30 protein-coding genes and 3 pseudogenes are annotated in these 24,304 nt (G+C 50.4%); 18 read left to right on the forward strand and 15 right to left on the reverse strand.

Annotated features, from left to right (window positions below):
• Nucleotides 1-61: 61 nt before the first annotated feature.
• Both LIX15_RS33755 and LIX15_RS33760 read left to right on the forward strand, forming a co-directional pair.
• Nucleotides 62-418 (forward strand): annotated as a pseudogene (locus LIX15_RS33755) (hypothetical protein); the annotation flags it as partial.
• Nucleotides 419-634, forward strand: coding sequence for a helix-turn-helix domain-containing protein (locus LIX15_RS33760; protein ID WP_425556807.1), 216 nt, complete (start codon nt 419-421; stop codon nt 632-634).
• Nucleotides 635-1,245: 611 nt separating this feature from the next.
• Here LIX15_RS33760 and LIX15_RS22715 read toward each other — a convergent pair.
• Nucleotides 1,246-1,413, reverse strand: a complete 168-nt coding sequence (locus LIX15_RS22715) for a DUF1931 domain-containing protein (RefSeq protein WP_227777077.1) — start codon at nt 1,411-1,413, stop codon at nt 1,246-1,248.
• A gap of 23 nt (nt 1,414-1,436) precedes the next feature.
• Nucleotides 1,437-1,610 carry a hypothetical protein gene (locus LIX15_RS22720; protein ID WP_227777078.1) on the reverse strand — a complete coding sequence of 58 codons (174 nt, stop codon included), beginning with the start codon at nt 1,608-1,610 and terminating at the stop codon, nt 1,437-1,439.
• Nucleotides 1,611-1,891: 281 nt separating this feature from the next.
• Here LIX15_RS22720 and LIX15_RS22725 point away from each other — a divergent pair, with 281 nt between their 5' ends.
• The gene (locus tag LIX15_RS22725) at nt 1,892-2,158 is read left to right on the forward strand and encodes a HalOD1 output domain-containing protein (protein ID WP_227777079.1); all 267 of its coding nucleotides are present in this window, start codon (nt 1,892-1,894) and stop codon (nt 2,156-2,158) included.
• Between the two features lie 579 nt (nt 2,159-2,737).
• Here LIX15_RS22725 and LIX15_RS22730 read toward each other — a convergent pair.
• The gene (locus tag LIX15_RS22730) at nt 2,738-3,076 is read right to left on the reverse strand and encodes a DUF7344 domain-containing protein (RefSeq protein WP_227777080.1); all 339 of its coding nucleotides are present in this window, start codon (nt 3,074-3,076) and stop codon (nt 2,738-2,740) included.
• 478 nt (nt 3,077-3,554) lie between these two features.
• Between LIX15_RS22730 and LIX15_RS22740 the strand changes: the two genes are divergently transcribed.
• Together LIX15_RS22740 and LIX15_RS22745 are read left to right on the forward strand one after the other, a co-directional pair.
• The gene (locus tag LIX15_RS22740) at nt 3,555-3,626 is read left to right on the forward strand and encodes a hypothetical protein (RefSeq protein WP_227777536.1); all 72 of its coding nucleotides are present in this window, start codon (nt 3,555-3,557) and stop codon (nt 3,624-3,626) included.
• Between the two features lie 243 nt (nt 3,627-3,869).
• Entirely contained in the window at nt 3,870-4,256 is a 387-nt protein-coding gene (locus tag LIX15_RS22745) for a hypothetical protein (protein ID WP_227777081.1), read from the forward strand.
• Between the two features lie 57 nt (nt 4,257-4,313).
• Here the strand turns inward: LIX15_RS22745 and LIX15_RS22750 are convergent, their stop codons facing one another.
• The 4 genes from LIX15_RS22750 to LIX15_RS22765 all read right to left on the reverse strand — a co-directional run bounded on the left by LIX15_RS22750 (nt 4,314) and on the right by LIX15_RS22765 (nt 7,109).
• Nucleotides 4,314-4,652 (reverse strand): hypothetical protein, encoded by a 339-nt coding sequence (locus LIX15_RS22750; RefSeq protein ID WP_227777082.1) that lies wholly within the window; start codon nt 4,650-4,652, stop codon nt 4,314-4,316.
• Between the two features lie 24 nt (nt 4,653-4,676).
• Nucleotides 4,677-5,045 (reverse strand): DoxX family protein, encoded by a 369-nt coding sequence (locus LIX15_RS22755; RefSeq protein WP_227777083.1) that lies wholly within the window; start codon nt 5,043-5,045, stop codon nt 4,677-4,679.
• 147 nt (nt 5,046-5,192) lie between these two features.
• Nucleotides 5,193-5,843 (reverse strand): helix-turn-helix domain-containing protein, encoded by a 651-nt coding sequence (locus LIX15_RS22760; RefSeq protein WP_227777084.1) that lies wholly within the window; start codon nt 5,841-5,843, stop codon nt 5,193-5,195.
• A gap of 120 nt (nt 5,844-5,963) precedes the next feature.
• Nucleotides 5,964-7,109: a hypothetical protein gene (locus LIX15_RS22765; RefSeq protein ID WP_227777085.1), complete on the reverse strand. Its 1,146-nt coding sequence runs from the start codon at nt 7,107-7,109 to the stop codon at nt 5,964-5,966.
• 727 nt (nt 7,110-7,836) lie between these two features.
• Between LIX15_RS22765 and LIX15_RS22770 the strand changes: the two genes are divergently transcribed.
• The 4 genes from LIX15_RS22770 to LIX15_RS22785 are packed head-to-tail and all read left to right on the forward strand — an operon-like array spanning nt 7,837 to nt 12,195.
• Nucleotides 7,837-9,129: an ABC transporter substrate-binding protein gene (locus LIX15_RS22770; RefSeq protein ID WP_227777086.1), complete on the forward strand. Its 1,293-nt coding sequence runs from the start codon at nt 7,837-7,839 to the stop codon at nt 9,127-9,129.
• Between the two features lie 5 nt (nt 9,130-9,134).
• Nucleotides 9,135-10,316: an ABC transporter ATP-binding protein gene (locus tag LIX15_RS22775; RefSeq protein WP_227777087.1), complete on the forward strand. Its 1,182-nt coding sequence runs from the start codon at nt 9,135-9,137 to the stop codon at nt 10,314-10,316.
• Nucleotides 10,317-10,360: 44 nt separating this feature from the next.
• Nucleotides 10,361-11,335 carry a carbohydrate ABC transporter permease gene (locus tag LIX15_RS22780; protein ID WP_227777088.1) on the forward strand — a complete coding sequence of 325 codons (975 nt, stop codon included), beginning with the start codon at nt 10,361-10,363 and terminating at the stop codon, nt 11,333-11,335.
• Entirely contained in the window at nt 11,335-12,195 is an 861-nt protein-coding gene (locus LIX15_RS22785; RefSeq protein WP_227777089.1) for a carbohydrate ABC transporter permease, read from the forward strand. Before LIX15_RS22780 ends, LIX15_RS22785 begins: the two co-directional genes overlap by 1 nt.
• Nucleotides 12,196-12,237: 42 nt before the next feature.
• Here LIX15_RS22785 and LIX15_RS22790 read toward each other — a convergent pair whose 3' ends face one another.
• Nucleotides 12,238-12,969, reverse strand: a complete 732-nt coding sequence (locus LIX15_RS22790; RefSeq protein WP_227777090.1) for a hypothetical protein — start codon at nt 12,967-12,969, stop codon at nt 12,238-12,240.
• Between the two features lie 498 nt (nt 12,970-13,467).
• On the opposite strand from LIX15_RS22790, the gene melA reads away from it, so the two are divergent.
• The 5 genes from melA to LIX15_RS22815 all read left to right on the forward strand — a co-directional run bounded on the left by melA (nt 13,468) and on the right by LIX15_RS22815 (nt 16,181).
• Nucleotides 13,468-14,775 (forward strand): alpha-galactosidase, encoded by a 1,308-nt coding sequence (gene melA, locus LIX15_RS22795; protein ID WP_227777091.1) that lies wholly within the window; start codon nt 13,468-13,470, stop codon nt 14,773-14,775.
• A 114-nt stretch (nt 14,776-14,889) separates the two neighbouring features.
• On the forward strand, nt 14,890-15,132 hold the full coding sequence (locus LIX15_RS22800) for an ester cyclase (RefSeq protein ID WP_227777092.1): 243 nt from the start codon (nt 14,890-14,892) through the stop codon (nt 15,130-15,132).
• A complete protein-coding gene (locus tag LIX15_RS22805) occupies nt 15,120-15,275 on the forward strand; it encodes a hypothetical protein (protein ID WP_227777093.1) in 156 nt (51 codons plus the stop codon). The genes LIX15_RS22800 and LIX15_RS22805 overlap by 13 nt, the downstream gene beginning before the upstream one ends.
• A gap of 167 nt (nt 15,276-15,442) precedes the next feature.
• Nucleotides 15,443-15,727, forward strand: coding sequence for an MFS transporter (locus LIX15_RS22810; protein WP_227777094.1), 285 nt, complete (start codon nt 15,443-15,445; stop codon nt 15,725-15,727).
• Nucleotides 15,728-15,893: 166 nt separating this feature from the next.
• Nucleotides 15,894-16,181: a hypothetical protein gene (locus LIX15_RS22815; RefSeq protein WP_227777095.1), complete on the forward strand. Its 288-nt coding sequence runs from the start codon at nt 15,894-15,896 to the stop codon at nt 16,179-16,181.
• Between the two features lie 9 nt (nt 16,182-16,190).
• Here LIX15_RS22815 and LIX15_RS22820 read toward each other — a convergent pair whose 3' ends face one another.
• Nucleotides 16,191-16,418, reverse strand: coding sequence for a hypothetical protein (locus LIX15_RS22820; protein WP_227777096.1), 228 nt, complete (start codon nt 16,416-16,418; stop codon nt 16,191-16,193).
• A gap of 400 nt (nt 16,419-16,818) precedes the next feature.
• Nucleotides 16,819-17,049, reverse strand: a pseudogene (locus LIX15_RS22825) (DUF7509 family protein); the annotation flags it as partial.
• Nucleotides 17,050-17,741: 692 nt separating this feature from the next.
• Here LIX15_RS22825 and LIX15_RS22830 point away from each other — a divergent pair.
• Nucleotides 17,742-17,966 (forward strand): DUF8015 family protein, encoded by a 225-nt coding sequence (locus tag LIX15_RS22830; RefSeq protein WP_227777098.1) that lies wholly within the window; start codon nt 17,742-17,744, stop codon nt 17,964-17,966.
• 311 nt (nt 17,967-18,277) lie between these two features.
• Nucleotides 18,278-18,565 carry a hypothetical protein gene (locus tag LIX15_RS22835; protein ID WP_227777537.1) on the forward strand — a complete coding sequence of 96 codons (288 nt, stop codon included), beginning with the start codon at nt 18,278-18,280 and terminating at the stop codon, nt 18,563-18,565.
• 367 nt (nt 18,566-18,932) lie between these two features.
• Here LIX15_RS22835 and LIX15_RS22840 read toward each other — a convergent pair whose 3' ends face one another.
• A complete protein-coding gene (locus LIX15_RS22840; protein WP_227777099.1) occupies nt 18,933-19,151 on the reverse strand; it encodes a hypothetical protein in 219 nt (72 codons plus the stop codon).
• A gap of 341 nt (nt 19,152-19,492) precedes the next feature.
• Between LIX15_RS22840 and LIX15_RS22845 the strand changes: the two genes are divergently transcribed.
• Nucleotides 19,493-19,912, forward strand: a complete 420-nt coding sequence (locus LIX15_RS22845; RefSeq protein ID WP_227777100.1) for a hypothetical protein — start codon at nt 19,493-19,495, stop codon at nt 19,910-19,912.
• Between the two features lie 635 nt (nt 19,913-20,547).
• Here LIX15_RS22845 and LIX15_RS22850 read toward each other — a convergent pair.
• The 3 genes from LIX15_RS22850 to LIX15_RS33365 form a co-directional block, all read right to left on the reverse strand.
• Nucleotides 20,548-20,970 (reverse strand): hypothetical protein, encoded by a 423-nt coding sequence (locus LIX15_RS22850; protein WP_227777101.1) that lies wholly within the window; start codon nt 20,968-20,970, stop codon nt 20,548-20,550.
• Nucleotides 20,963-21,895 (reverse strand): ParA family protein, encoded by a 933-nt coding sequence (locus LIX15_RS22855; protein WP_227777102.1) that lies wholly within the window; start codon nt 21,893-21,895, stop codon nt 20,963-20,965. The genes LIX15_RS22850 and LIX15_RS22855 overlap by 8 nt, the downstream gene beginning before the upstream one ends.
• An 870-nt stretch (nt 21,896-22,765) precedes the next feature.
• A complete protein-coding gene (locus LIX15_RS33365) occupies nt 22,766-22,978 on the reverse strand; it encodes a helix-turn-helix domain-containing protein (RefSeq protein ID WP_227777103.1) in 213 nt (70 codons plus the stop codon).
• Between LIX15_RS33365 and LIX15_RS22865 the strand changes: the two are divergent.
• A pseudogene (locus LIX15_RS22865) lies at nt 22,908-23,144 on the forward strand (transposase); the annotation flags it as partial. The gene LIX15_RS33365 and the pseudogene LIX15_RS22865 overlap by 71 nt on opposite strands.
• A gap of 354 nt (nt 23,145-23,498) precedes the next feature.
• Here LIX15_RS22865 and LIX15_RS22870 read toward each other — a convergent pair.
• Entirely contained in the window at nt 23,499-24,266 is a 768-nt protein-coding gene (locus tag LIX15_RS22870) for an IclR family transcriptional regulator (RefSeq protein ID WP_227777104.1), read from the reverse strand.
• Nucleotides 24,267-24,304: the final 38 nt, after the last annotated feature.

The raw sequence follows: 24,304 nt of genomic DNA on the forward strand, positions 1-24,304 counted from the left end.
TGTCAATATGCGGGCGGCGGGCGGGATGATCCACCCTCTTGGCAAATGATTAGCCGACGACGAGCGGATTACGCGCGAAGCACTCCACGCTATTGAGTCACTAGATGACGGCACGATTGTGATGTTGATTGAAATCAGGGGGGATCTCGATCGATACCGAGAGATCATGACGGAGACACAATCAGTCCACGAATACTCGATTTCCGGCGACAACTCGGGGTACTGTTACTGTCGCGTCGAGATGTCTCCTTTGATTGAGCTACTTGTCGAGCGCCAACGAACCGAGGAGTTCATCGTCGAATTTCCGATTCCGATAACCGACGATGGAGGATATCAAATCACGATGGTTGGTCGTGCAGAAGCCTTTGCGAACGCTCCATCCACGCCGCCTGATGGTATTGAAATGGAACTTGTCTCGATGAGCCCGTACCAGTCCCACCCAAAACACGTTTTCTCAGAATTGACTGAACGACAGCACGAAGTTCTAAAGATAGCGATTCAACTGGGATATTATCAAAATCCCAGACAGACGTCATTACAGCAAATTGCTGATGACATCGGGATTACTGCAAGCACCGTTGGCAAACACCTCCGAAGTATCGAGAAACAGGTCTTCTCAACGTACGTTCAATAGATGAACAATACGACGAGATACTCGAAAGTCGAGCCAATCCTTTCAGGAGGAACCAAGTATAAGGATCGCCAATCGAGTGACTTCGACCTGCAGATCGAGACGAAGCAACTGGCAGAGTAGCGGAACCGCACCAGTCTCAGCCTTTCATATCCGCAAACTCTTCGATAAGTTCGCACATCTACTTAACGGCTTTTTTGTCTTGGCTATCAAAAACTAACAATGCTCATCTGCTGAGTCCATCCTCTGTATTCAGCGCGCGATTCGTATCATCTGTTAAGGATTTCAACAGAACCAGATATCTTCCGTGTCCCTCTCTCACTTCGCAGAAAATCAGTTCTTGGTGCCGTCTTTGTTGGGGTCGAGCACCTCGAGGTCGTCTTTGAAATATTACCGGCGAGCAGTTCAAGTCAAATGGCTGAATTCACACATGTGAAGTTCACCACCAGATGGGATTGTGCTCGCGAGTGCATCATGACAAACGAAATTCGAACGAAGAAGACCGAGGCTCGTCGGGTGATATGACTTCGAACGGGATAGCGGTTCCTAGAGAAATGAGTTCTGTGTAGCGACGAACTAAAAACAGGTTGATGCTACGTTAAGGCGATGAGTAGCTACAAGTCGCGCGGTTGGACGGTTTTGCGATCATTTTCGTCAGCCCGGCGGGCGGCGTTTTCGAGGACTGATGCGACTTCGTCATCGAGTGCATCGTAGAAGTCACTCGCCACATTGTGTCCTTCAAGCTGTTCTTTCACTGCCGCTTTGACAATCAAATCGACCATACAAGCGCCCAGACGGGATAATACTACAAAAGACCAGTGGCGGAATAGTTGAAAAAGGACCAGTAAGTCGGATCACTGATGGCGATATTCTGCGGGAGATTCGTGAGTCCAAGTTTCAGGCTATGACCGCTCGGTGGGTTGCGGATACGGTTGAGATAAAGCGGTTGCCAGTTCATCAGCACCTCGAAGAGCTTCATGCCCAGAGTGAGTTGGAACGGGAGAAATTGAGTCCGCAAGTGGTTATCTGGTGGATTCCCAAGGAAGAATAAGATAACATCTTTAAAGATAAACTTGATGAGGAGGCATTGACAACCACCGAAGTGAAGAACTAGTTGTGGAGATTGAAGCTGACTCTGCCACCACGGATCGCGAGATGAGCGACGGACCCACCCGACAAGTAGAAGTTTTGACATTTCATCTCGTGACCGTGCTAGCCATATAATTATTATATCCACCACAAGAGTCCTCCCAGTAGTGTATGACTATGTGGGTGTCAACTAGACCCGAAAGACGTTCCGATGGGGGTATAACACCAGTCCATGAAATCGTCATCAAAGCTCTCGAACAACATGACGGAATTGACTTAGACTCGGGAGAGTGGACACTGTATGATTACATCGACCCCGACTCCCTTGACGATCTCTTCAGCAAGGAAGGGAATACCGTTACGTCAGTGGAGTTCACGGTTAAAGGGGCGACCGTTACAGTCTGGCAAGATGGCGAGGTGCACGCGAAGGTGGAGTAGAAGACCCCCTGTTCGATGTTGATTTCCCCACGAAGGGAAAGTTTGACCGAGCAATATCTCTCAGAGAGTTCTCTCTGCAGACAGTCGCGAAAGGGAGGAAAGCCGTATGGAAATGGTGTGCGAATCGTTCGTTTCGGGCCGGTATCAGTGTAGTCTTCGTGAAAAACCAACGTACACCGAATAATATCAATCCCACAGGAATAGTTCGATGTTTACCAAGGATACCCGAATATGCCCGACTGAAATCCATTCTCAGACTCAGAATGATAATGAACTACCGTCTACGATGACAGACGAGAGAGCGCAATACTTGCGGCCAGTTTGCAGAGGTTACGACTGATGATGATATTCTCAGTGCAAGAGGTGAGTCGGAGTTGCCCGCTGTGACCGCTGAATGTGTGGCAGATACGCTCGATATTAAGCGGCTATCCGCGCATCAATGCCGTGATTCGGGTAAACGAAGTCAGATTGTCTGCGATTTCGACGAGAGGTAACCAAACTAGTCACCGATGGATGAGTCGATTATGTTTGTATAATGCGTCGTCGAAACTGGAAGCTCCGCCTGTTAGGGTGGGAAAATCACGGATACCGTTCAGGACGTTCGATGGCCTTGGCGACGGAGATAATGGCGCTCACTTCCGGGGGAGTTCCCGTTACCTCAATCTCCTCTACTTCGGGATCATACCTGATATACTCCGCGCCAGATGCTTTTGGCAGGTGGTTATGACGGAGATCAACTTCGATTCGATCGAATTTTTCCTCGGGAATAGATACGGTTCCAGGATTCGATTCCCACTCTGCGACTTGCTCGGCAACCTCATCAATGGAAACCGGTCTCGTTTGTTGTTCAAGATAATATAATGTGTACCGTCGCCGTTCTTCACTGAGTAGGCCAAAGACTCGGTCTAATGCTACCATGACTCACAGTAGCTTACTCAGAGCGATAAACATTCTGTTATTGTTACTTTCGGAATAGAACAGATGAAAGCCATTATTACCGTATCTCCAGGTTCGTCGGCCTATACGGAATCTGTCTCAGTGGTAAACTTCGTATCTCAGGTAATGACGGGAGCGAAAATAACTGAAAGATGAAATGTATCCCGGATTTACTGTCGAGTGACCGAATTGCCAGTGGTGGAAGCCGACGACATTCATCCTCAGGCGAAAACCACTCTCAAACGACAGCAGTACCAGCCACTCCCGCATAGCAACCGTGGCCTTCGCCTCTTTCGCTTGGTCACCCAATCGCGAAGCTGTAGAATCGTAATCCACCGCCAGTAGGCGCGACAGTCGATCGAACGATTCCCGGGCCTGACGGCTCCCTCGCAACGCGGTTATATTGTCCAGACGAGTCGGGGCCATTTCCAACCGTCGTGTTCTTCCACGGAAAGCCGGTGTGACGGTTCTCGCCGAGGAATTAGATATCTCCCACCAGTCCATCTCCGAATGCTTACGGCGTGGGCATTGAATTCTCGTCGAAAATGTACTTATTCTTGGCGAAGGAGAGGATGACTCGAATTAAAACTAAGGATATTCTTACAACGATCTGTGAGTCGTGTTTCCGGCTGTTTCTGCTAGGTGGTAGCGGAGACACTTGGGATTGAGCGACCGTCGCCAGATCATTATCGTAAGAAGTATGCAAATATATGGAACTCGATGTGAGAAACGAAGCGACCTATAGTACTATACTTAATGTTGACGTAAGAGATGTATGCCAGAACTTGATGTCGAATTTGAGAAGAACAGAGCAGAAGTAGCAGCATACCTGCGAGATATCGCTAATAAATTGGAGACAACTGACTCCGATAGTGCTGAGGTTAACCGCGAGCGCACTGAATCCTCACACTCTCCTTCTTCGGAGCCGAATACCGAAACGACAACATCTACTTCGACAGCAACGAACGAACGGAACCAGAAAGTCACGATTATAGCAGGGAATGACAGTGCAACCGTCAATCCGCCAGAAACATTGAATTTCGGTATAATTGTTGACTCGGATTCTTCATTGATGGAGTCGGGTGTCGAAGAAAGCATTACACTTAGCATGAAATGGGCAAGTGAAGAGGTTAAAGCGGATCAAGATTTAAGCGTTCACTGATCTGAGCAGTTCTTCGGATAAGGCAACTATAGCGGTCGTTTTGTCCGAAAAGAGATTTCAACCGGTTTTTCTGGTAGCTGTGGAAATGCCAAGAATTCGGCTTGTAATAGTTGTCTTTGATATTGTTAACATGGACGAGAGAGGAATTCGGGCTTTAAACTCGGGCAATGGAGTATAGATTGAGGGTTCATGCAGTTTTGAAATCGTTTTCGAGAATTGATAGCGACCGGTTTCGAACTCATGATCTTTCCAGGTTGGAATGACATGTGCTGGGTGTACCAGCACCCGGCGCGTTTCCATACGCCCGAGGGCACCGTTCTTTTTACCAAGTACTATATGAAATACGTCAGTAAAAATATCAATATGCAATGTAGTGAGGCTGCGGTCAACCACCATCTCGCAGGTGCCCGTGCTCTCGTGCTATAATGCGAGTAACCTGGGAATCGTGACGACGAGTCCGGCTACGAGGAAGATCGCTGCTGGGACAGATGCCGAAGGTGGATCGTCGACCCGGACGAGGTGTGTCAAGATGGCCCCGATCATTGTCACGGCGATCAAGAGGCCACCGAAAACACCGAGTATAGGTGCAAACACGAGCCCAACGAGTAGCCCGAGACCGCCGATAACTTCGACACCTCCAGTCACAACGAGGAACCACTGTGGGTACCTGAATTGATTGAATTGCGTTGTATGGAAGTCAGTACGGAGGAACTTCACGCCACCAGAACCCAGCATGATGAGTCCAAGTAGTCCTTGTACGACGAGGATGGCTGTTTCAATTGTGCTCATAGGCATTTGTGACTAAGGCAGCAGCGGGAATCAGGATGCTCCACCATATATGGGGTAAGCTATATACGGAGAGTCAACTCGTATAGCGAGTTGAGGCCGAATAATAGAGTCTCTAACACCGAGTGAGGACTACTCTCGTGAGATAGTTCACGGGACGAGTTCAGCAAATATCGTCGCCTGTGCTTTTCGGAGGTGTTCGCCCACCGTTTCAGGCCTACATCCGAGTTCTTTGCCGATATCTTTGTATGTGGCTGTTCGTGGATCTCGAAAGTAGCCTAGTTTGAGTGCAACCGTTACCGCCTCCTGTTGGCGTTCGGTCAATTGTTCGAACAGATATGTCGTTGATGGATTATACTCACCGATGGCTTCGACAGTGAAGTCGAAAGTCTCGGGTATCTCTGTGAGCACCGTCTGAATCGTCTGTTGCTCTCCCAGCAGCGTTACCCGTAGGTCGTCGTCTTCGGTATATGTTATCGGAGTATCGACGACGAGTCCGTGTGTCTGCACAATGGAATGGAACGTTGTAGCAGTCTCGCTCCATTTCTGGTGAACGTACGCATAGAGGCTGTTATCCACCTCGGAGAGATCATACGCCAGAACATCAGAATGAGCATCCAATAGGGCTTCCGCTCGCTCGCGCTCTCCGTCAAATTGGACGAGAAGCACACCGGTTCCGTCGTCGAGCATCCGTATGTGATCCAGTGCTCGCCGTTTCACTGCCGAATCGTCGACAAACGCTTGCACGGTAGGATCAAATGCAGACTCCGTTGGCGTGAGAAGTATTGTCACAAATCTCATGCTAAAGAGAATGATCTGCAGCAGCAAATGGTTTTAGTGAGGCCACTGTGCCTCGATTCTGTCGTCGATCCCGTGGCATTCGATGTCTTGGTAAATGTCCCTATCCAACAGGCCCTGAGATCAGTTTCCTCCCGTTATCGTCCTACCCAGCCCGCAGTGCCGACACCGGCCGCGTCTGCGGTAGTAGTACGCGAGCGTTGCCGCCCCGAGTGCAACTCCCCAGATAGGCCACAACAGTACCGGCCCAATGGCTGCCCAGCCATCAGTAAGCGTGAAGAAGGAATTACCGAGCACCGTTTTGCGTACGAACATTAGGCCGGCCATAGCCACTAAAACGGAGACCAACGAGGCAGGAACGACGGCCAACCAAATGGAAACCCGCTTTCCACCCAAAAGTGGGAGCCAGCGGGGGAAGATCTCGCCCCATGGCTGGATGAGTCCAAGTGTGAAAATCGCGCCGCCAACAGCTACCGTGCTAAGTGCTACCCCTGACCAGAGCCCCCCACCGGCCTGGCCCGTGCGAAGGATTTCCTCGGAGATACCTAACGGGATGCCCAGTTCCCACGCTAAACGTGTTGTGGCATACACGAGGGGCACAATGGCTGCGACGGCGGTAGCCCATCTTCCCCACCGGGCCGCCGCGGCTGGCGTCGTCCAACCGGTGTCAGTGTCGCTGCGGCCGCAATTCATACAAGCGTTTCTGCTCCGACGCTGGTAGGCGACGGCCGCTGCAACCCACAAGAACCCACCGCCAGTGAGGACGAACTGGTTCATCACGGGCCAGGGTATGGCGTCGAAGAAGTTCTCTGACGGCCAGCCGAAGGGCGCGCCGATCAGCACAATCGGTACGAGGGCCGTGACGAGGAGTCCGCGGGCATCCGGCACCACCAGCAATAGCACGGCAGCGAAACTCCACGCGATGCCGAGCAGCACTGTCCGCGAGAATCCGCGCCCCCACGTCCAGGCCATCGCAAGACCCACCACCGCACCGACCAGCCCCATCGCAGCGATCACTGGCGCAGCAGTCTCGACCTGTACACCCGCAAGGATAGACAACGCAGCCCCTTCCGGATCGTTCGCAGCCCCGAATGGAAATCCACTACCACCGAACGTCCAGTATATTCCGAGCGCGCCGTATATCAACGACCAAGCGCTGGCTGCATATGCGGCCCACGCTGGCCACCGTAGTAGTGTGTGAGAGACCCTTCTCGCGCTGTTTGCCATCTTGTCGCGGAAGAGGTCAGTCATCAATCGTTTCCTTGTCATCTCTTATCAAAGCTGATCTGGTTTGCACAGCGTCAACCGTGCCTGTGTAGAGATAATGAACAGTTTCATTCATTATGGTTAGCTCTCTTGTAGACACAAAGAAATCTGGAAAGAGCAAGAAGATGATGCCGAAGTTCTTCGGCAGTTTTTAAGTAATTAACGTTGTTTGTCTTTCTAAGAGATGGTAATCGGAGGATAGAGACCGAGCTTCTTCGCAGAATAATGATTTACCGACAAGCAGAATTCCGCGTATCGACGCCCATCCGTACGAGAAATTACCCATGAGATACGTGACTGTTTTAATAGATCCGAGCGAGCAGAGATTTGTCTCTGCTTTTGCTACTCTGAGTAGAGATGTCGTAGCGGTGCTCGACCGTCCATTCCCTGGAATATTTGGAGGGAGAAGATGATCGGTATCGTGTGCGGCTGACGGAACTCGTTTAGTAGCAACATGAGTCGGTGAACACGGTGTGGCATACGCTGTACTCGTTCCTATACTCGGGGGAGGTCACTCGCTTAAACTCAACTAAATTCTTTAAGATTGTCTTCTTTCCGAAGTTTTATTTTATATCACATTCAATCGGTCATGAATCATGCTAATTGGTGGCAGTAACCTCCTCGGTTCTCGCTATCGGCTCACCGAGAGGGGAGCAGAGTGGGGAAACAGAAAGTATTCGAGAAATTATGAATCAGCGTCTTTGTTGCGCACTAGAGCGTGCCCAGGTCAATGAGCGACGGTAGACGGATCAGCAGGCGGCAATTCACCGCGGTGACCGGCACGGGCATTGCGAGTGCCCTCGCTGGCTGTTCAGCGGGCGTATTTGGCCAGTCTAACACCGTCGGGCCTCCGACGCTCACCGTTTCCAGCTGGGGCGAAGGGGTCGAACGGGAGATTGTCGAAAGAATTCTCGACAACTACGACCAGGGCCACCAGAACGTAAACGTCGCGTACCAGAGCATTCCCAACGATCAGTACAGCCAGACGCTGAAGACACGGTACGCGGGTGACACCGAACCGGACGTGTTCTACATGGCTACGGAGCGAGCGCCCCAGTACATGGAGAGCGACGCAGTACTGGATCTCACTCCCTACCTCGAAGACGACCCAAACTACGCGGTCGACGACCTGCTGGACAACCTGATTTCGGCGTTTCAGCACAACGGGAAGACGTATGGTATTCCGAAAGACTTCACTTCCATTGGGATGTACTACAACGCCGCCCACCTGAAGCAGGCTGGCGTCGGGTTACCGAAGACCTGGGATGACCTGCGATCGGCGTTCGAGGCCATCAAACGAAAGACCGACGTCGAGTACCCGCTCGGGTTTTCCGACCAGCCAGGGAACACGCTGTACCCGCTCATCCTACAGAACGGTGGGGCGGTGCTCAACGAGGCCGGAACACGGTGCGTTGTCGGTTCGACCGAGGCGGTCGAGGCTTTAGAGTTCCTCGTCGGTCTCCACGACGACGGGCTCGGGGGAAGATACAGCAACGAGATCAGTGCCACGTGGACCGCGCCGTCCATGGGCGAGGAGCTCTCGACGGCCGGAATGGCGGGAGCGTGGTGTATCCCGACCTTCGAAGAAGAGTACACGAAGACGTTCGAGTCAATCGATATGTTCGATCCGACACCGACCCCACAGGGTGGCCAGCAGGCCACTACTCTACTCACGGTCGCCTGGGCGGCCTCGGCAACGCCAACAAACAAGCAGGCGGCGGCTCAACTCGTCAAAGCACTTACGAGCAAGCAGGGGATGTGGGACTGGTCAAAGACCAATATCGCACTCCCTTCACGTCAATCGTTGCTCGACAGACCATATTACAACGACCAGCCGATCCTCCGCAAGCTCGCGTCCTTTACCGACGGCGGGAAACCCTTCCGGTTCGGGTTGCACCACGAGCGGCTCCACAACACGATCATGTCGGAAGTCGAGGGCGCTCTCGCCGGCGTTAAATCGCCTGACAGCGCGCTGAAATCGGCTGAACGACTCGTCAACAACAACGTTCTCGAATCAAACTAACACCAATGGCAAACGCACAACTCGCACACGTAACGAAACGCTTCGGAGACGGCGGCGACACTGTCGTCGCGGTCGACGATATCTCACTCGATATCGAAGACGGGGAGTTCCTCGTGCTCGTCGGACCTTCAGGGTGTGGCAAGAGTACTACCTTGCGGCTCATCGCCGGGCTCGAAACCGTCTCGGAGGGAGAGATCCGCATCAGCGATCGCGTCGTCAACGACGTCAAACCCAAGGATCGGGACATCGCGATGGTCTTTCAGAATTATGCCCTCTATCCCCAACGCACAGTTCGCGGGAACATGTCCTTCGGGCTGAAGATGACGACCGACCTCTCGGAAAGAGAGATCACGGACCGCGTCGACCAGACCGCGGAGATGCTCTCGATCTCCGATCTGCTGGATCGGAAGCCGGGAGCACTCTCGGGAGGGCAACAACAACGGGTCGCGCTCGGGCGTGCGATCGTCCGTGACCCGGCACTTTTTCTGATGGACGAGCCACTGTCGAACCTCGACGCGAAGCTCCGGACGCAGATGCGAACCGAACTCCAGGAGCTCCATCAGGAACTCGGTACTGCAACTGTGTACGTGACCCACGACCAGACCGAAGCCATGACGATGGGCGACCGCATCGCCGTGCTCGACGGCGGCGAACTCCAACAGATCGGAACGCCACTGGAGTGTTACTACGAACCGGCCAACCGGTTCGTCGCTGGGTTCATCGGCAGTCCTTCGATGAACCAGGTAGGGGGACGTTTCACTGGCGACGCGATCGACGTGGGTGCGTTCGAATATCCGCTCACCGACGAGCAACGAGAGGCCGTCGAGGAGGGGATCACCGGCGATACGGTGACGCTCGGGATCAGGCCCGAGGACGTGACGCTCACCGATGACCACGATTCACGAACGATTGAGATCGCGGTCAGCGTCGTTGAGCCAATGGGAAGCGAAAACCTCCTGCACCTCGAAAAAGACGGCATCGAACTCAGTGTGTCGGTGTCGGGCAACCAACTCGTCACCGGCGGCGACACGGTACGGGTCCAGTTCCCCCCTGATCACGTCCACGCATTCGACGGTGAATCCGGGAAAGCGCTCTTCAATCGTGAACGGAGCGAACAGCGGCCCCCAGGTATCCTTGGCAATGAGGAGCAAGGCGGGGACGCAGTTGCAGACGGGGGGGAGCGCTGATGGCGACCGAAGACGAGCGTACGGGTTCAGGGTTCGGGGGAGCATTGTCCTCCGTTCGGGAGGCAATTCCGAGTATCGGCTCGGACGATCAGAACAACCTCGCGGGGTATCTGTTCTTGCTGCCGAATATTGTAGTATTTAGCGTGTTCCTGCTTGGGCCTGTCGCGTTTGCGTTTTACCTGGCGTTTCTCGACTGGAACATCTTCTTAGGTCGCGGCGAGTGGGCCTGGACCACCGTACTGGGCATTCGGCTTCCACTCGGGAACTTTATCGAGGTTCTGACACCATGGCCGTGGGAAAACAACTGGGCATCGCTGCGCAGTCCTTCCTATAATCTCTGGTGGTTCTCGCTTCGCAATACCTTCATCTACGTGATCGTGGTAGTCCCGACGCAGATCATTGGAGCCTTCTTCCTGGCGCTGGCGCTTGACTCGCGAATCCGCGGCAAGAAGGCCTTTCGTGCGGCGTACTTCATGCCGGTTATGCTCACCTCCGCGGCCAGTGGCGTCATCTGGCGCTGGCTGCTCGCGACGAACGGCGTCGCCAACCAGATCCTCCGCCCGCTCGGACTCGCCCACGGGTGGGCAAGCGATCCCGGAACAGCGCTTTGGGCGCTGACGCTCATCGGCATCTGGGGCGGCATCGGCTTCAATATGATCTTCTATCTCGCCGGCCTCCAGAATATTCCCGAGGAATTGTACGAGGCCGCCCGCATCGACGGCGCGAGTGGGTGGGACCGAATTCGCCAGGTGACCTGGCCGAACCTCAGGAACACCCACTTCTTTGTGATCGTTCTCTCAATCATCGGTACTTTCCAGGTCTTCGGCATCGCGCTCGTGTTCGCGGAGGGCGGTCCGTACTACGCAACGACGACGGCCGTCGTCCACATCTACAACACCGCGTTTGTCTACACCGAGTACGGCAAGGGCGCGGCGATGGCCTTCATCCTCTTTTGTATCCTGTTCGTCTTCAGCTACTATCAGTATCGGTTCAACCAACAGGAGGAGGTGGACTACTGATGGCGCGTTCCAACTACGACTATCCGGGTCACTCACGGTCGGGGACGGCCTACTGGACGAAGACGACGCTGCTGTACGCGGGCGTTATCGCCACAGCGTTACTCTGGTCGCTCCCCTTCTGGTGGACGCTCGCCACCTCCCTCACGTCTGATCCGAGTACGACCTCAGTCGCACTCGCGCCGAAAGACCTGACGTTCGAGCACTTCAGTGCACTGTTCGAAACCCAACCGGTCGGGAAGTGGTTCTTCAATACAATCATCTTCGCTGGATCGGTCACGGCCTTCAACCTCGTATTTGACAGCTTGGCGGGATACGCGCTGGCGAAAGTCGACTTCATTGGTCGAGACAAACTCTTTCTCTTATTCGTCTCGACAATGATGATCCCGGGAATGGTAACGTTGATTCCTGTCTACGTGCTGCTCTCGGAACTCGGCTGGGTGAACACGTACCAGGGTCTCATCGCGCCGTTGATCGCCCAGCCGATCGGCATCTTCTTATTGCGCCAGCACTTCAAGAGTATGCCCTCGGCGCTTGGCGAGGCGGCACAGATCGATGGCTGCAATGAATTCCAGATCTTCTACAAGGTGTATCTCCCGTTAGCGAAACCCGCGCTCGCGACGCTTGGTATCTACACGTTCATCACGACATGGAACAACTTCGAGTGGCCGCTGATTATCGCAAGCGATAGTTCGATGTATACGCTTCCGATCGCGCTCTTTTCGGTGCGAAACGAGTACTTCACCGAATGGGGCATTGTCATGGCTGCGGCGGTCGTGGTGGTAATGCCCGTCATCCTCGTGTTCCTTTCCGCACAGCGGTACTTCATCGAGGGCATGACGCTCTCGGGCATGAAGGGCTGAGGAACGACCGACCGGTTTCTTACTTCGCATACGACTCACCGACTATCTCGCGTACGCTGCACGGATCGTCTCGGCGCCGTCGCCGAACAGTTCCTCGAACCCGATCGTTTCCGAGACAGCGAGTACGGCGGGACCGAGGACGATGAATGCCGGCGGAAAAACTCGGAGGAGAAACAATACGACGGCGAACCACGCAAGCTGAAGGATCGTGTACCATGGGTTTTCGATGAGGCTGTACGCGGCGCGTTCCATGGTTTCCCTGAACCCCGGGAGGTTCATCGTGGATGAACGCATACGGATGCTCGCTGCACGGAACTCCCATCCGAGAACTATAACGATGACATAGAAACTAACGAGCGTCCACAAAAGAAAAATTCCCGAACCACTTGCTGTACCAAGAGCCAAATACACGAAACTCCCGACCCCTACAAGCAGGAGTGCGAGACTGTACGGTATTCCCACGAGAATATTGTCAAACCACGTCTCGGCAAACAGGTCAAGAAGCTCTCGTTCATTGATTGTCTTTCCACTAGATTCGGTACTGACAACGGTGATCCATATCTCTACGAGCGCAATCAGAGATGCGCCAATGGTGACCAGCGGCAGAGAGCCGAGAACGAAGAGGACGCTCGACCATCCGAGAGTAAGCGCTTCCGAATAACAGATACGGCAGACAGCACGAACCACGGTCCCTGGGTGGACATCTCCATCAGCCATTGCATTGAATTTTTGATGAAGAGTCTTATAGCCCCTCGATCCTGTGAAGAGAAACAATTTCTCGGTTCAGGAGCAAGATCGGTCGAGTCTTTCCTCATTTTCGGCAATTTTATTTGTTCAATATATGGTACTATAGCGCTAGAAAATATCATGCTCTCGATCGGACCAAGACGCCAACCGAACAGACCGATTAGCGGAGGTAACAATCAATATCGCTGGGCTATCGAATGAAATTGTCGTATTGAGTCACATTTTCACTAGGGATGAGTATGCCGAAATGCTAGATCGACCCGATTACGATACAGGGACCAAGAAGGTGTCTCCGAACAACGTAGCCAGTCGCTATGGTTTTGTTCGAGAACTCGCCATAAACTTGACAGCGCCGGAATCGACCACATCATCGGTGGATTAGTACAGGAGACCAACCCCAACCTCGTCATCATAGGTAGCAACCCACCATCAACGAACGCGTTTCCCATCTAGTTCATACAGAATCTTATTTGAAATACTTCACTTCCCGAGAGTTTATTACCCTGAGCCTGACTACATAGGTTGATGCCTAAAATAGTCTTTCTCGGAGCAGGTAGTATGGTCTTTGCAACCAAGCTCGTAGGAGATATTCTTTCGTTTGACGAATTAAACGATAGTACAATCTCTCTGATGGACATCGACGACCAGCGTCTCGAACAGACCACAAGAGTGGCTAAAGCGATGGTTCATAACGAAGGTCTCAATGCCACTATCGAAGCAACGACAGACCGTGTTGAAGCACTGGAGGGGGCAGATTACGTCCTGAATATGGTAAATGTCGGTGGGACCGAACCGTTCGAAAATGAAATCCGTATCCCCGAGACGTACGGTGTCAAACAATCTATCGGCGATACTATCGGTCCTGGGGGTGTCTTCCGTGGTCTCCGGACAATTCCGACAATGCTTGACATCGCTAACGATATGGAGGCTGTTTGTCCCGACGCGCTTCTTTTGAATTATACGAATCCGATGTCGATCCTCTGTGGAACAATGTTCAAAGCGACAGATATAGAAACCGTTGGGTTGTGTCATAGTGTTCCTCACACCGCAAAAGCGATTGCTGATTATATCGATATTCCCCAGACAGAAATCGATTATTGGGTTGCTGGCGTCAACCACGTCGCGTGGTTTCTCGAAGCCACACATCAAGGACAATCGATCTATCCTGCTCTCCGGGAAGCAATGAAAGACCCCGATATCTATGAGCGTGACACTGTTCGCTTCGAAATGATGAAACATTTTGATTACTTCCCAACAGAGTCCTCCCATCATATGTCCGAGTACGTCCCGTACTTTCGGACCGATGAGGATGTGATCAAGAGAATGAGGGGAACGGATTCCGCCGAACGGATGGCTACAGGAACATATCTCGAAGGTTGGAAAAGACGCTCTGCCGAGCGTGACGACCCAAATCTCTCTGTTGATTTAGAAAACGTCAGTGTCGACCGCTCCGAGGAGTATGCATCACGACTCATCCACTCTATTGAAACCGATACCCAACGAAGACTTAACCTCAATGTCAGCAACAAGACTGCAGCTATACAGAACCTACCGGAAGACGCGTGTGTTGAGGTCCCTGTTCTTGTTGATAGTACTGGACTTAGACCGTGTTCAGTTGGTGAACTCCCAATCCAGATAGCAGCCTTTTGCCAGCAACACACTACGGTCCACCGATTAACAATCGAAGGGGCTCTAGAAAATGATCGCACAAAGGTTCACCAAGCGATTAAACACGACCCGTTGACAGCAGCTGAATGTACGTTGGACGAGATCCACGAAATGACTAACGAATTGATCGTAGCCAACACTGATTATCTGCCTGAACTCAGCTGACTCAGTACGCTGAGGTTCGTCAAGTTCAATCTCTTGAATCTGTCTATCAAGACAGTCGGTGAGAGAATAACGGGGTGGTCAGACAGCACCAGAGATCCCGTCATCTCATCTTCGGTGGTTCGGGGCCACGATGACACTCGTGTACCGGAAAACATCGCGACGGAGCGGAACATTGAATTGATCGATGACCTATTTGCCGAGCATTTCGTTGAGCACGGGCCATTCAGCCAGCGAACAGAAGGACAAGAGGCAGCGAAAGAGGACATGGACACATTCCTTGATGCGTTTTCCGACTTCGAAGCAATCGTCGAGGATGTTGTTGCTGAGGGTGATACAGTGGCCATGTGGTTGCAGTAGGCGTTGCAGTGAATGTGATGCAGGCAGGTGCAAGTCATCAGTTCTTCAATCACGTCGTCTCCGTCGATGACGTACTGTTGATCGGCGGGCGTCTCGTGGATCTGATTGGTGACTTGTTTTCGCTGATGTCCCTCTCATGCTAATCGGGGTTTGATAGGTTCTTGTCTCCCGTTATTTATTAACGTAAAATAAGCAACTTGTAAAGTAGGACAATAGCATATACCCGGCAAATACTCCCGCCACCCGAATGTCTATTCGGCCATCTAGGATGGATTAGTTGCAGATGCCTTGGGATCGAGAACAGTCTCGAATGCTTGTTGTTGCAAGTATTTCTATATTACTCTCGATCCTAGTCTGGTTCAACTATTCTGCAGTCCTCCCCCTTATCGTGGAGGAATGGAACCTTTCGGGTATCAACGCTGGGATCATTTTCGGCGCGTTCCAAGCCGGGTACCTTATCGCGATTATCCCTGCTGGAGTGTTTGTTGATCGCTATTCGCCGCGCTGGATAATTGCAATTGGTGCAACAACAACAGGTGTCGCGGGTCTCGATTTTGCTATTATGGCAACGGGATTTTGTCACCGTCCGCAGTAACGACACCATCCTCATCTACGAACCACTTAAGGCATTACAGTAGCTCAAGACAGCAAATGCTGAATCCGCGCTCCAATTCTTCGAGATCGAATTTCCATCGTTCTTGAGCTCAAGGACTGCCGGGGCAGGAAAGCATAATCCACCACACTTCCAGAGATACTACACGATGATCAATAGTGTTGGGCAAGAAGTCGACATGCTTGAACGCCATCTACACGTCCTTCAGATGGTTGTCGATAACGAACCAATTGGGATTGTGAAAATGTCGAACGAATCTGGTCATGCCCATCATGAAATCCGCTATTCCCTCCGGATACTCGAGGAAGAGAACCTAATCAACCCAACACAGCAAGGAGCCGTAAGCACTGATCAGACACCCTCGTTTATTGAAAACCTCGATGAGCAAATCGACGAGATGCAAGCGAGGATCGCTGCAATGAAACCCGGCGAGTAAACACTGAATTTAGTAATCAGTGAGTCGGAGTTTGCCTTCGACTTCGTAAACATGGCCCTTCATGTAGAGTTGTTCGATGATATCCTCGGCAGCAGGTTGTCCCAGATCCTCTTCTTCGTTCAAAATCGTATAGGCATGCTCGTAGGTGAGTTCTCTCTCATCTGGGAGTCTCCTTGCGAGCGCCTCAAGAGCGTCTTGGGCAAGTGGGGAGAGTGGTGATTTCCCATTTGGAACCATTCGTACTCTCAAATTCAACCACTTCACAGGTAAATCCTCGGTCGGGGTTTATACGTGCCGCTATCTCGTGCGTTGTAGTAAGGGGAATGAGCACGCGATATGGGGGAGGATGGGTTTTGGGATGAACACAAGACCCCCACATCACTTACTGGGATATGCTCACTGTATCCCATTCTTTGGACGCCATAGATAAAGTCTTCAGCCAACCAGAGCAAAAGTGAAAGTAACGGCGGGCGTACGTCTACCCTCGATAAACATAATTGATTTTCTCATCCACGGTTCGAATTATCTGATAATTATTTCCCAACCACAATTGACGAGACGAACGACCGGAGGTTAGAATACAATACTAACCAATAACGACCAACGAAATCAAACGCTTCGATGAAGGTCTCACCCTTTAATTGAGTTGGTCAAGCGATCCATAGAGTTCCTCGTTCTGGACATGAGTACAGAATTGCGCACAAAGTCGGCAGCAGTCTTCAGCATCTGTGAACGTCCGGACGCTGGTGTCCCACCGAGCGTGCACCGATCCAAGCATCGCACTCCGAACCGTCGGTTCAGTCGCGACTATGAGCCGACGTGTTCGTTCTGGTGGCACCGCGTCGGACGCTGAACCTTGCATCGTATCAGAAGGCATTAGAGTACGCGATCCGGTTCGGTTCGTTAGTGATTCATATCGAGAATATAAGTCTGTGAATCGGGCAGGTTGTTGTTCCTCTGCAAGGAGTGTTGCAAGAGCGTAGGCAGCATATCGTGCCTGTTCACCACGATCGGCAAGGCCCTTAACAATCGTCTGGCGTTCAACTATCTCGTATTCCGCTCCGTCAACTAAGCAATGCTACCTACCAGGTGTTCATCCAAAGGTACGTACCTTATTACCGACAGATAATCAACAACGAGTGTATTCCAATTGTTGTTTCGCGTTGCGTCTTCTTGGACACTCTACAATTGGTGTGGGGGAAGAAATAGCCGAGTTAACTTACATCGTCTCACAACGGACTATCGCAGTTCTATGTATAAAATTATGAGCGCATTGAAAGCAGACGATAGGACGACGTCTGCCATTGGCGTGGATGACAGGTGAACTAACCTGAACCGGCTTGTTTACAAGACTATACGACGACAATATCACGTGGTATGGTAGCATACTTAACCGTTGCTATCAGACAGCATCCCTTCTGACTGAAAGATGCAACAAAACTAGCTGCCATTCATAAGTTATTAGTTTCTTCTATAGATGTTATATAGCAATAGTTGAGAACTTCTATAGTAGCTATGCAGAACATTTATGTACCTATATCCTATTTTCTAGAATAAATTATGACTGGATATTGTGATCTCATTCTCGGCCTGATTCCACTCGCATTGATTGGTGTCACCGGCGCAGTCAGCACTGCTGGACTTTCGCTGACAGCAGCCGTCCCAGTCGGTGCAACCGTTTCTGTCCTCCTTATCGGACATGCACTCTTTGTCAATGGACCCGTTGCTTCGGCGCCTGAATCGACACCGGCTACTCCCTCTCTTCAGACGAACCAGGCAGAATAAGTTCGCATCTCTGCGGTCTGGGTTTCAGTATGTGTATTCGAAGGTCCAAATGGCGATATCTGAAACCAAATCCACTCGATCGCAGTCGACCTACCGGTGGCTAGTTCGAGCAAAAACCGACGATGAGATTCGATTCACTGTCGAGGATTATTTCGTCGTTGTCCACAGCAATAACAGTATCCTCGTCTACGAGCCATTTGATGTCCGAAGTAACGAGGTGGTTTCGGGCTGAATCATTACGACAGCTTTCTCGAGCCAGATACAGACAGGTGAGAAGGGTTAACCCACAGGACTCCATGAGACCAGGTATGATGATTGATAAAATCATACAAGAGGTAGATATGCTCGACCGACATCTGGATGTCTTCCAGATGGTTGTTGACAACGAACCGATCGGGATTGTAAAAATGTCTAACGAGTTGGGCTATGACCACCATGAAATACGCTATTCACTTCGACTACTTGAAGAGGAAAGTCTGATCGATCCCACGCAACAGGGTGCAACCACGACTGATGAGACAGAGCCGTTCATCGGAAATCTTGATGAGCAAATCGACGAAACTAGAGCAAGACTCATCGCAATGAAGAGTGGTGAGTGAAGAGACCAATCGTGCGTTGATCATCCATCGGGTTCTAAAAGCCGCCGGTCACCCGACCCGCGGTCGTTTACTCAGAATCAAGTATCTCTGCTAGATGATAACATGGCCAATAATTATTATATATAGATTATCGAAGTTACACCTGTGGGGAAGGAGAATGTCCATATTCGACACGATCATCAAGCGGTACCGGTCGCCAACAGTGGAAGAGCCACTTTATGAATGCATTTTGTGTAGTGAAACAGCTACTGCGGCAACGCCGCATATTGTCTGTCCCGAGTGCGGGGGAAAACTCGAACGAATCGACCTTCTACATCAAGCATAACTCCGAGTCTCGATTCGCGGAAATTTTCCATCGATCGCATCATTAAAAATCCGTGAGTCGGAACTTCCCCTCAACCTCGTAGAGATAATCCTTCATGTAGAGTCGCTCGACGATATCCTCGGTAGCGGGTTGTCCCAGATCCTTTTCCTCATTCAAAATCGGATAGGCATGCTCGTAGGTGAGCTCTCTCTCATCTGGGAGTCTCCTTGCGAGCGCCTCAAGGGCGTCTAGCGCAAAATAAGGTGAGTGATGATTTCCCATTTGGACCCACTCGTACTCTCAAATTCAACCACTTCACAGGTAAACCCTCGGGCAGGGCCTATTCGTGCCACTCGCTAGTTCATTATGATGAGGGGAATAAGCAGATGACGGGGGATGCTGGGTTGGGATGAGTATTAAGCCCCCACATCGTCTGCTGAGAACGCTGACTGCATTCTATTCATGGAGAGCGATATATAAAGTCTTCAGCCAACCAGAGCAAAAGTGAAACTGAAGGCAGGCAATAGAATTCATGTCCCCACAGTTCTCACCAACAATGTTGCACCAAGAGCGTTGGCTGATAAGGCAAACACTCTTAGGTTAGTTTACTATACTAATCAGTAATGCCCAACACAATCAAACGCTCCGGCGATGGCCTTGCCCTCCAGGTCACAAAGCCTGCTCGAGCAGCGGGACTCGTTGAAGAGACTGACGACGAGACACCCCGCCGTGCTAATATTCGTGTGTTCGCATTCGACGGTCTCCTCCTCGTTATCGATGTTGACCGTGTTAAAAACGAAAACATCGTTGAGCTCGCGACATCAGCGGCGCTCGACACTGTCTCGATCCATCGTGTCGCAAACGCTTCACTCCAGATCGCAGGGAATGGTTATCAAGTCCAACTGCCGGGTGCTGCAGATGCTGGATTTCAGGTCGGTGATCGAGCACCCTGTACGACAGCGCCAAATATGCTCGTGATTGCAGCGGAGGGATCCAAACGCGTGGCGGCAGATATCGTGACGATTCGAAAAGAACAGGTCTGAAAGAGGGTGCATCGTAGGTTAGTATGTAATACTAACCACGTCGCAACCATTTTCCCTTTTGTCTTCCTGCGATGCACTCTGTTTCCACACAGTAAAACTAACAGCAGGCGTCTGCATATAGAGAAGTCACGCCCTCAAGCTGCGCACTAACCATACGGACTACTGGATAACACTGTAGCAAGTATACAACTGATGAGGTGAACAGCCTTGGGTTAGTATATTATTCTAACTCTGTTGCTAAACTGATTCAGCAATCGATAGACTCCTCTTCGAAGTATGGAGAAACCTCTTGTTCGGCTCAAATCGCGTCATAGTTGGATAGGAACCTCTCAAAAGGCGGTTTATTAGAAAGAATAAACAAGTTTCGCGGACTGGAAAGGAGGAGGGACGGGGGGTGTCTGCAATTCCCAGGCGGTATATTGGCCACATTAGGGGGAAGGGAATAAACGTTCATACGTTAGGAAGACACGTTACCATCAACCAAAATAGAGAATCACCTTCTATGAAAGATTCTCTTCTTCTAGTCTAGAAAAAGGGCTAGTAATGTAGCATTATATCTTTGGGTAGCGGCCATATACTCCTATATCTGAGAGTGGCGTCATAATAAAAATGTGACTAATCGGAAGGTAAGCTTCTTAGAGATCGAATCCACGATTTTCGATCAGACGCTCTGCGAGGTCTTCTGAGCTGATCCGCTCGAGTGCTAACTCGATAAATGCCTGATCGATCTCGTACCGTTTGTCGTTTCTAACATTATACTCTCTCTTTAGATCCCCCTTCGCGTCGTACATAAGATCCTCATACCCAAAGACCTCTGCTTCTTTGAAGAACATTGCAAACTGTTCGCGATTCCAAGTTTTTGAATTACTATTTGCGATTTCCTTTTTTTGGTCTTGTGTAGCCTCCGGCTCTTCAGCTATTCCAGACATTTCTGTCTTCGAGACTTGGGATTCTTTTTTATCCACAGCACGAGTCTCTGATTCACGCTTTGATTTTTTTGGTTGATGCCTTTTTTCCTCTTTTTCATCTTGAGTGACAAAGTCGTCAAATTCACTCATCGGTAACTCCCCCTCGCTCAATAATCCAAGCTAGCTCGTCCAAATGTTTGAGCGTTAGTCCGTCATTCTGACTTATCGAATCTTGTGTTTCGATATATCGTCCGAATGGCATATTTTCCTCTTCGAGTGCATTCTCAAGATTCGAATTTTTCCGCAGTCCAGGTTTTGGAACGTCCATCTTACCAGAATCGATAGCATCCCAATCTTCTGGTGGGATACGAGCAAATGAGGGAAGATATTTAGAGAACGTTTCTGACCGATTTAAGTTTTCGAGTAGTCGTCTATCGGCTTTATCATGTTTAATGTACTCCGTTATCATGTTCGGTACGATTGCGAGAATTTTGAAGTCTAACTCGTCAGGCATCTCACTAATAACCCGATCATAGGTTCGTTTAAACCCTGATCGATTCATATCACCTGGTGGAATTGGAATTATAGTGCGGGCAGCTGCTCCGTATGCTGCCTTCGCAATATGACTCCACTCTCCTCCACCGTCCATGATAATATAATCGTATTTTTCATTCTCGAGGAGCGGTTGGACAAAGTTCCTTTTGAGGAGTGTAATGCTGTTATCGCTCAATTCACTCTCGAGAGTACTCAGTTTAACCGAGGCAGGGACAAAGTCCCATTCCCAGTCTGTAGGGTAAATGTACTCCTCGAATTCGCCGTATTCGTGAATAATTATATTCGTAAGATCGTGGGTTGGATCGGCGAATACGTCTTCGTACCCAAGACTTTCTGTTATATGGCCGTTTGGGTCAAGATCAATAAACAGAACATCGTGACCACGGACAGACAACCGATCAGCGATATTCAGTGCGAGAATGGACTTCCCAACACCTCCTTTCAGCATATTCACGCTTACTGCTTGTCCGGTAATTGGTTCTCTTTCCACATCTTTAACTTCAACTGTTTCACTGTTCATATTGGTAAGTTGATGGATTGATGGTTGTCGAACTTCAGATTTTAACAACTCGCGTGCGAGATGCGCCAGGTCTGTTTCTTAGCGCTACCATATTCTCATACAACTCGTTGGGATCAGATGATAAAACTTCGTCAGACATAAGTCAGCAAAATGAGCTGTGTTCGTAGAATTAGCAACCTCTGCACACATCTCTAACTCCGTGAACACTGCAATGTTTGTAAAGTCAATACCGTCTGCTAAGCTTACTGAGCTTACTGAGTCTACTTAGTTGGCTGTCTTAGTAAAGTCAACTAAGTAGACTCAGCTGTCATCCCTGTTTTGAGTAATTCCGTCGCGCGGTCAATAATTCACCATTCACACTCAAATTGACATCTGATCGTTTTCATCATTCTCTTTTAAAACCCGCTGTATTCTCTACCCGACTCTTGTTTAATTTGATCAGGTTCTCGCTCGAAGTTCCTACTTGAGAATTACATACGTCTGCTATGCCAACTTAGTAGACTTCGTCTACTGTGCTCAGTTAGCTGACTCAGCAATTTACTAAAGTGGTCACACTTTTAACTATGTGTTCTCTCCTCGATGCTTTATACTTGATATATTCCATAGTGCTATATGATATTCGATCAAAGGATGTTTTGATGCGTGCCTTTTATACAGATAATGGAACGAAAATTGCCGAACCCTATGCAGCTGTTGAGGAAAGAGTCACGAAGATGGCCCGTTCACCAATCTAGTGGCTCTCAGCATGTCTCCACAGCACAGTTGGCAATCAATGTTTGAAGATTTTGGTACCACAATAGGTAGCGGATTACAAGTTCGACGAGAAGAAATGCTTGATGACGCGTTCTCCTACGCGGTGAAGAACGCCACTCAGGGGAACTTACTAACACCTAACTCATCTGCGAGTGTGGTGAGCGAACACTCACGGGGGTCATAGTATCCTGGTTCAATAGCGTTAGTCATAACTGTCCGTTGATGGTCACTCAAGAGCGCACTTGGCTCGAGTAACTGGATCGAAATGGTACTGTGCGACCGTGAGTTCGATTCGATACTAGTGTTCCAGACGCTTTCGAACCACAACATGAATTACCTCATCTCGAAGCGAATCTACAGTACGGAACGAGAGATGATCGAGAGGATGGAAGAGAATGGACAGAAGGTAGTTGTTGAGTCGGCGTCGGTACATGTTGAAACTGGCTCAAACTCAATGCAGTTCTTGTACGCCCCGTCTACAAGTGGTGAGGGTACAACAAGCGAATTCGAGCCATTATCTACTCTCTAAATGGCCGAAAACTGGCTATCATCAGAGGTTATGGGTGATTATATGGACAGTGCAGAATTTCATCTGTGTCAAAGCATTCGAAGTGGTGCTCGGCACACTCTTCTTTCGGAAACTTGGAAAGCCCTCACATGGAATTACAAATTTAGTTCTGTAATGTCTTCTTGGAGAACCCAACCAATTAACATCACTTGTTCCGTTTCTCCATATCCACTCGAAATACAACGTGGTTAGTCATTCTCGTTCGCAAGAAACGAACGGGGTCGAGGCGTCGGAATCGAATTTCCGGAACGAACGAAATGACGTTCGTACGAGACGAACGAGTTAGGAGAATTTGCTGTTGATCTCGATGACGTTGGCGGACCGTTGGACCATTTGGGGAAGTTCCTCTTCAAATCGTTCACCGGTCATCCGACGAGAGGGCGCTGAAACACTGACTGCACCTAGAACATCGTCGCCAGACCCCAATACTGGGGCAGAGACGCACTTCAATCCACGAATTTTCTCTCCGTCGTCTATTGCGTATCCACGCTCCCGAATGGCTCCTAACTCCTCGAATAAATCCGCCCGATCCGTGATGGTTTTCTGCGTGTACGCATGCATCCCGTGCATGTCGAGAACTTCGTGTACTCGCTCGTCCGGGAACTGTGAGAGTATCGCTTTGCCGAGCGAAATGCAGTGGAGGTACTCGCGCCTCCCGATAGTCGATGCTGATTCAATTGCATTCTCACCGCGGACTTTGTAGAGGTAGACCGCTTTACCGTGTTCTTCGGTAGCGAACTGAGCAAGTTCGCCACTATCGGCCGCGAGATCGTTGAGTTCGTCTGTGATCACGCTGTAAATTCCGAGGCGGTCTTTGACTGTCTCACCAAAGTCGATGTATCGCAGACTGAGGCTGTACTCACCATTTTTAGAGACGAGGTATTCGTTCTGTTTGAGTGTCGTGAGATGGCTGTGTACTGTCCCTTTCGAATGACCGAGTTCGTTTGCAATTTCTGTAACCCCTGCTCGCTCCGTCTCCTGGAGATACTCGATGATGTCCAATGTCGTTTGAACTGCTTGAACGGTTCGTGGCTCAGTTTTTTTTGACATAGCAACCCATTTGGGATAATCATATATATTCGTTCGGG

It is taken from the genome of Haladaptatus pallidirubidus (assembly GCF_020700235.1).
Lineage (GTDB): Archaea > Halobacteriota > Halobacteria > Halobacteriales > Haladaptataceae > Haladaptatus > Haladaptatus pallidirubidus.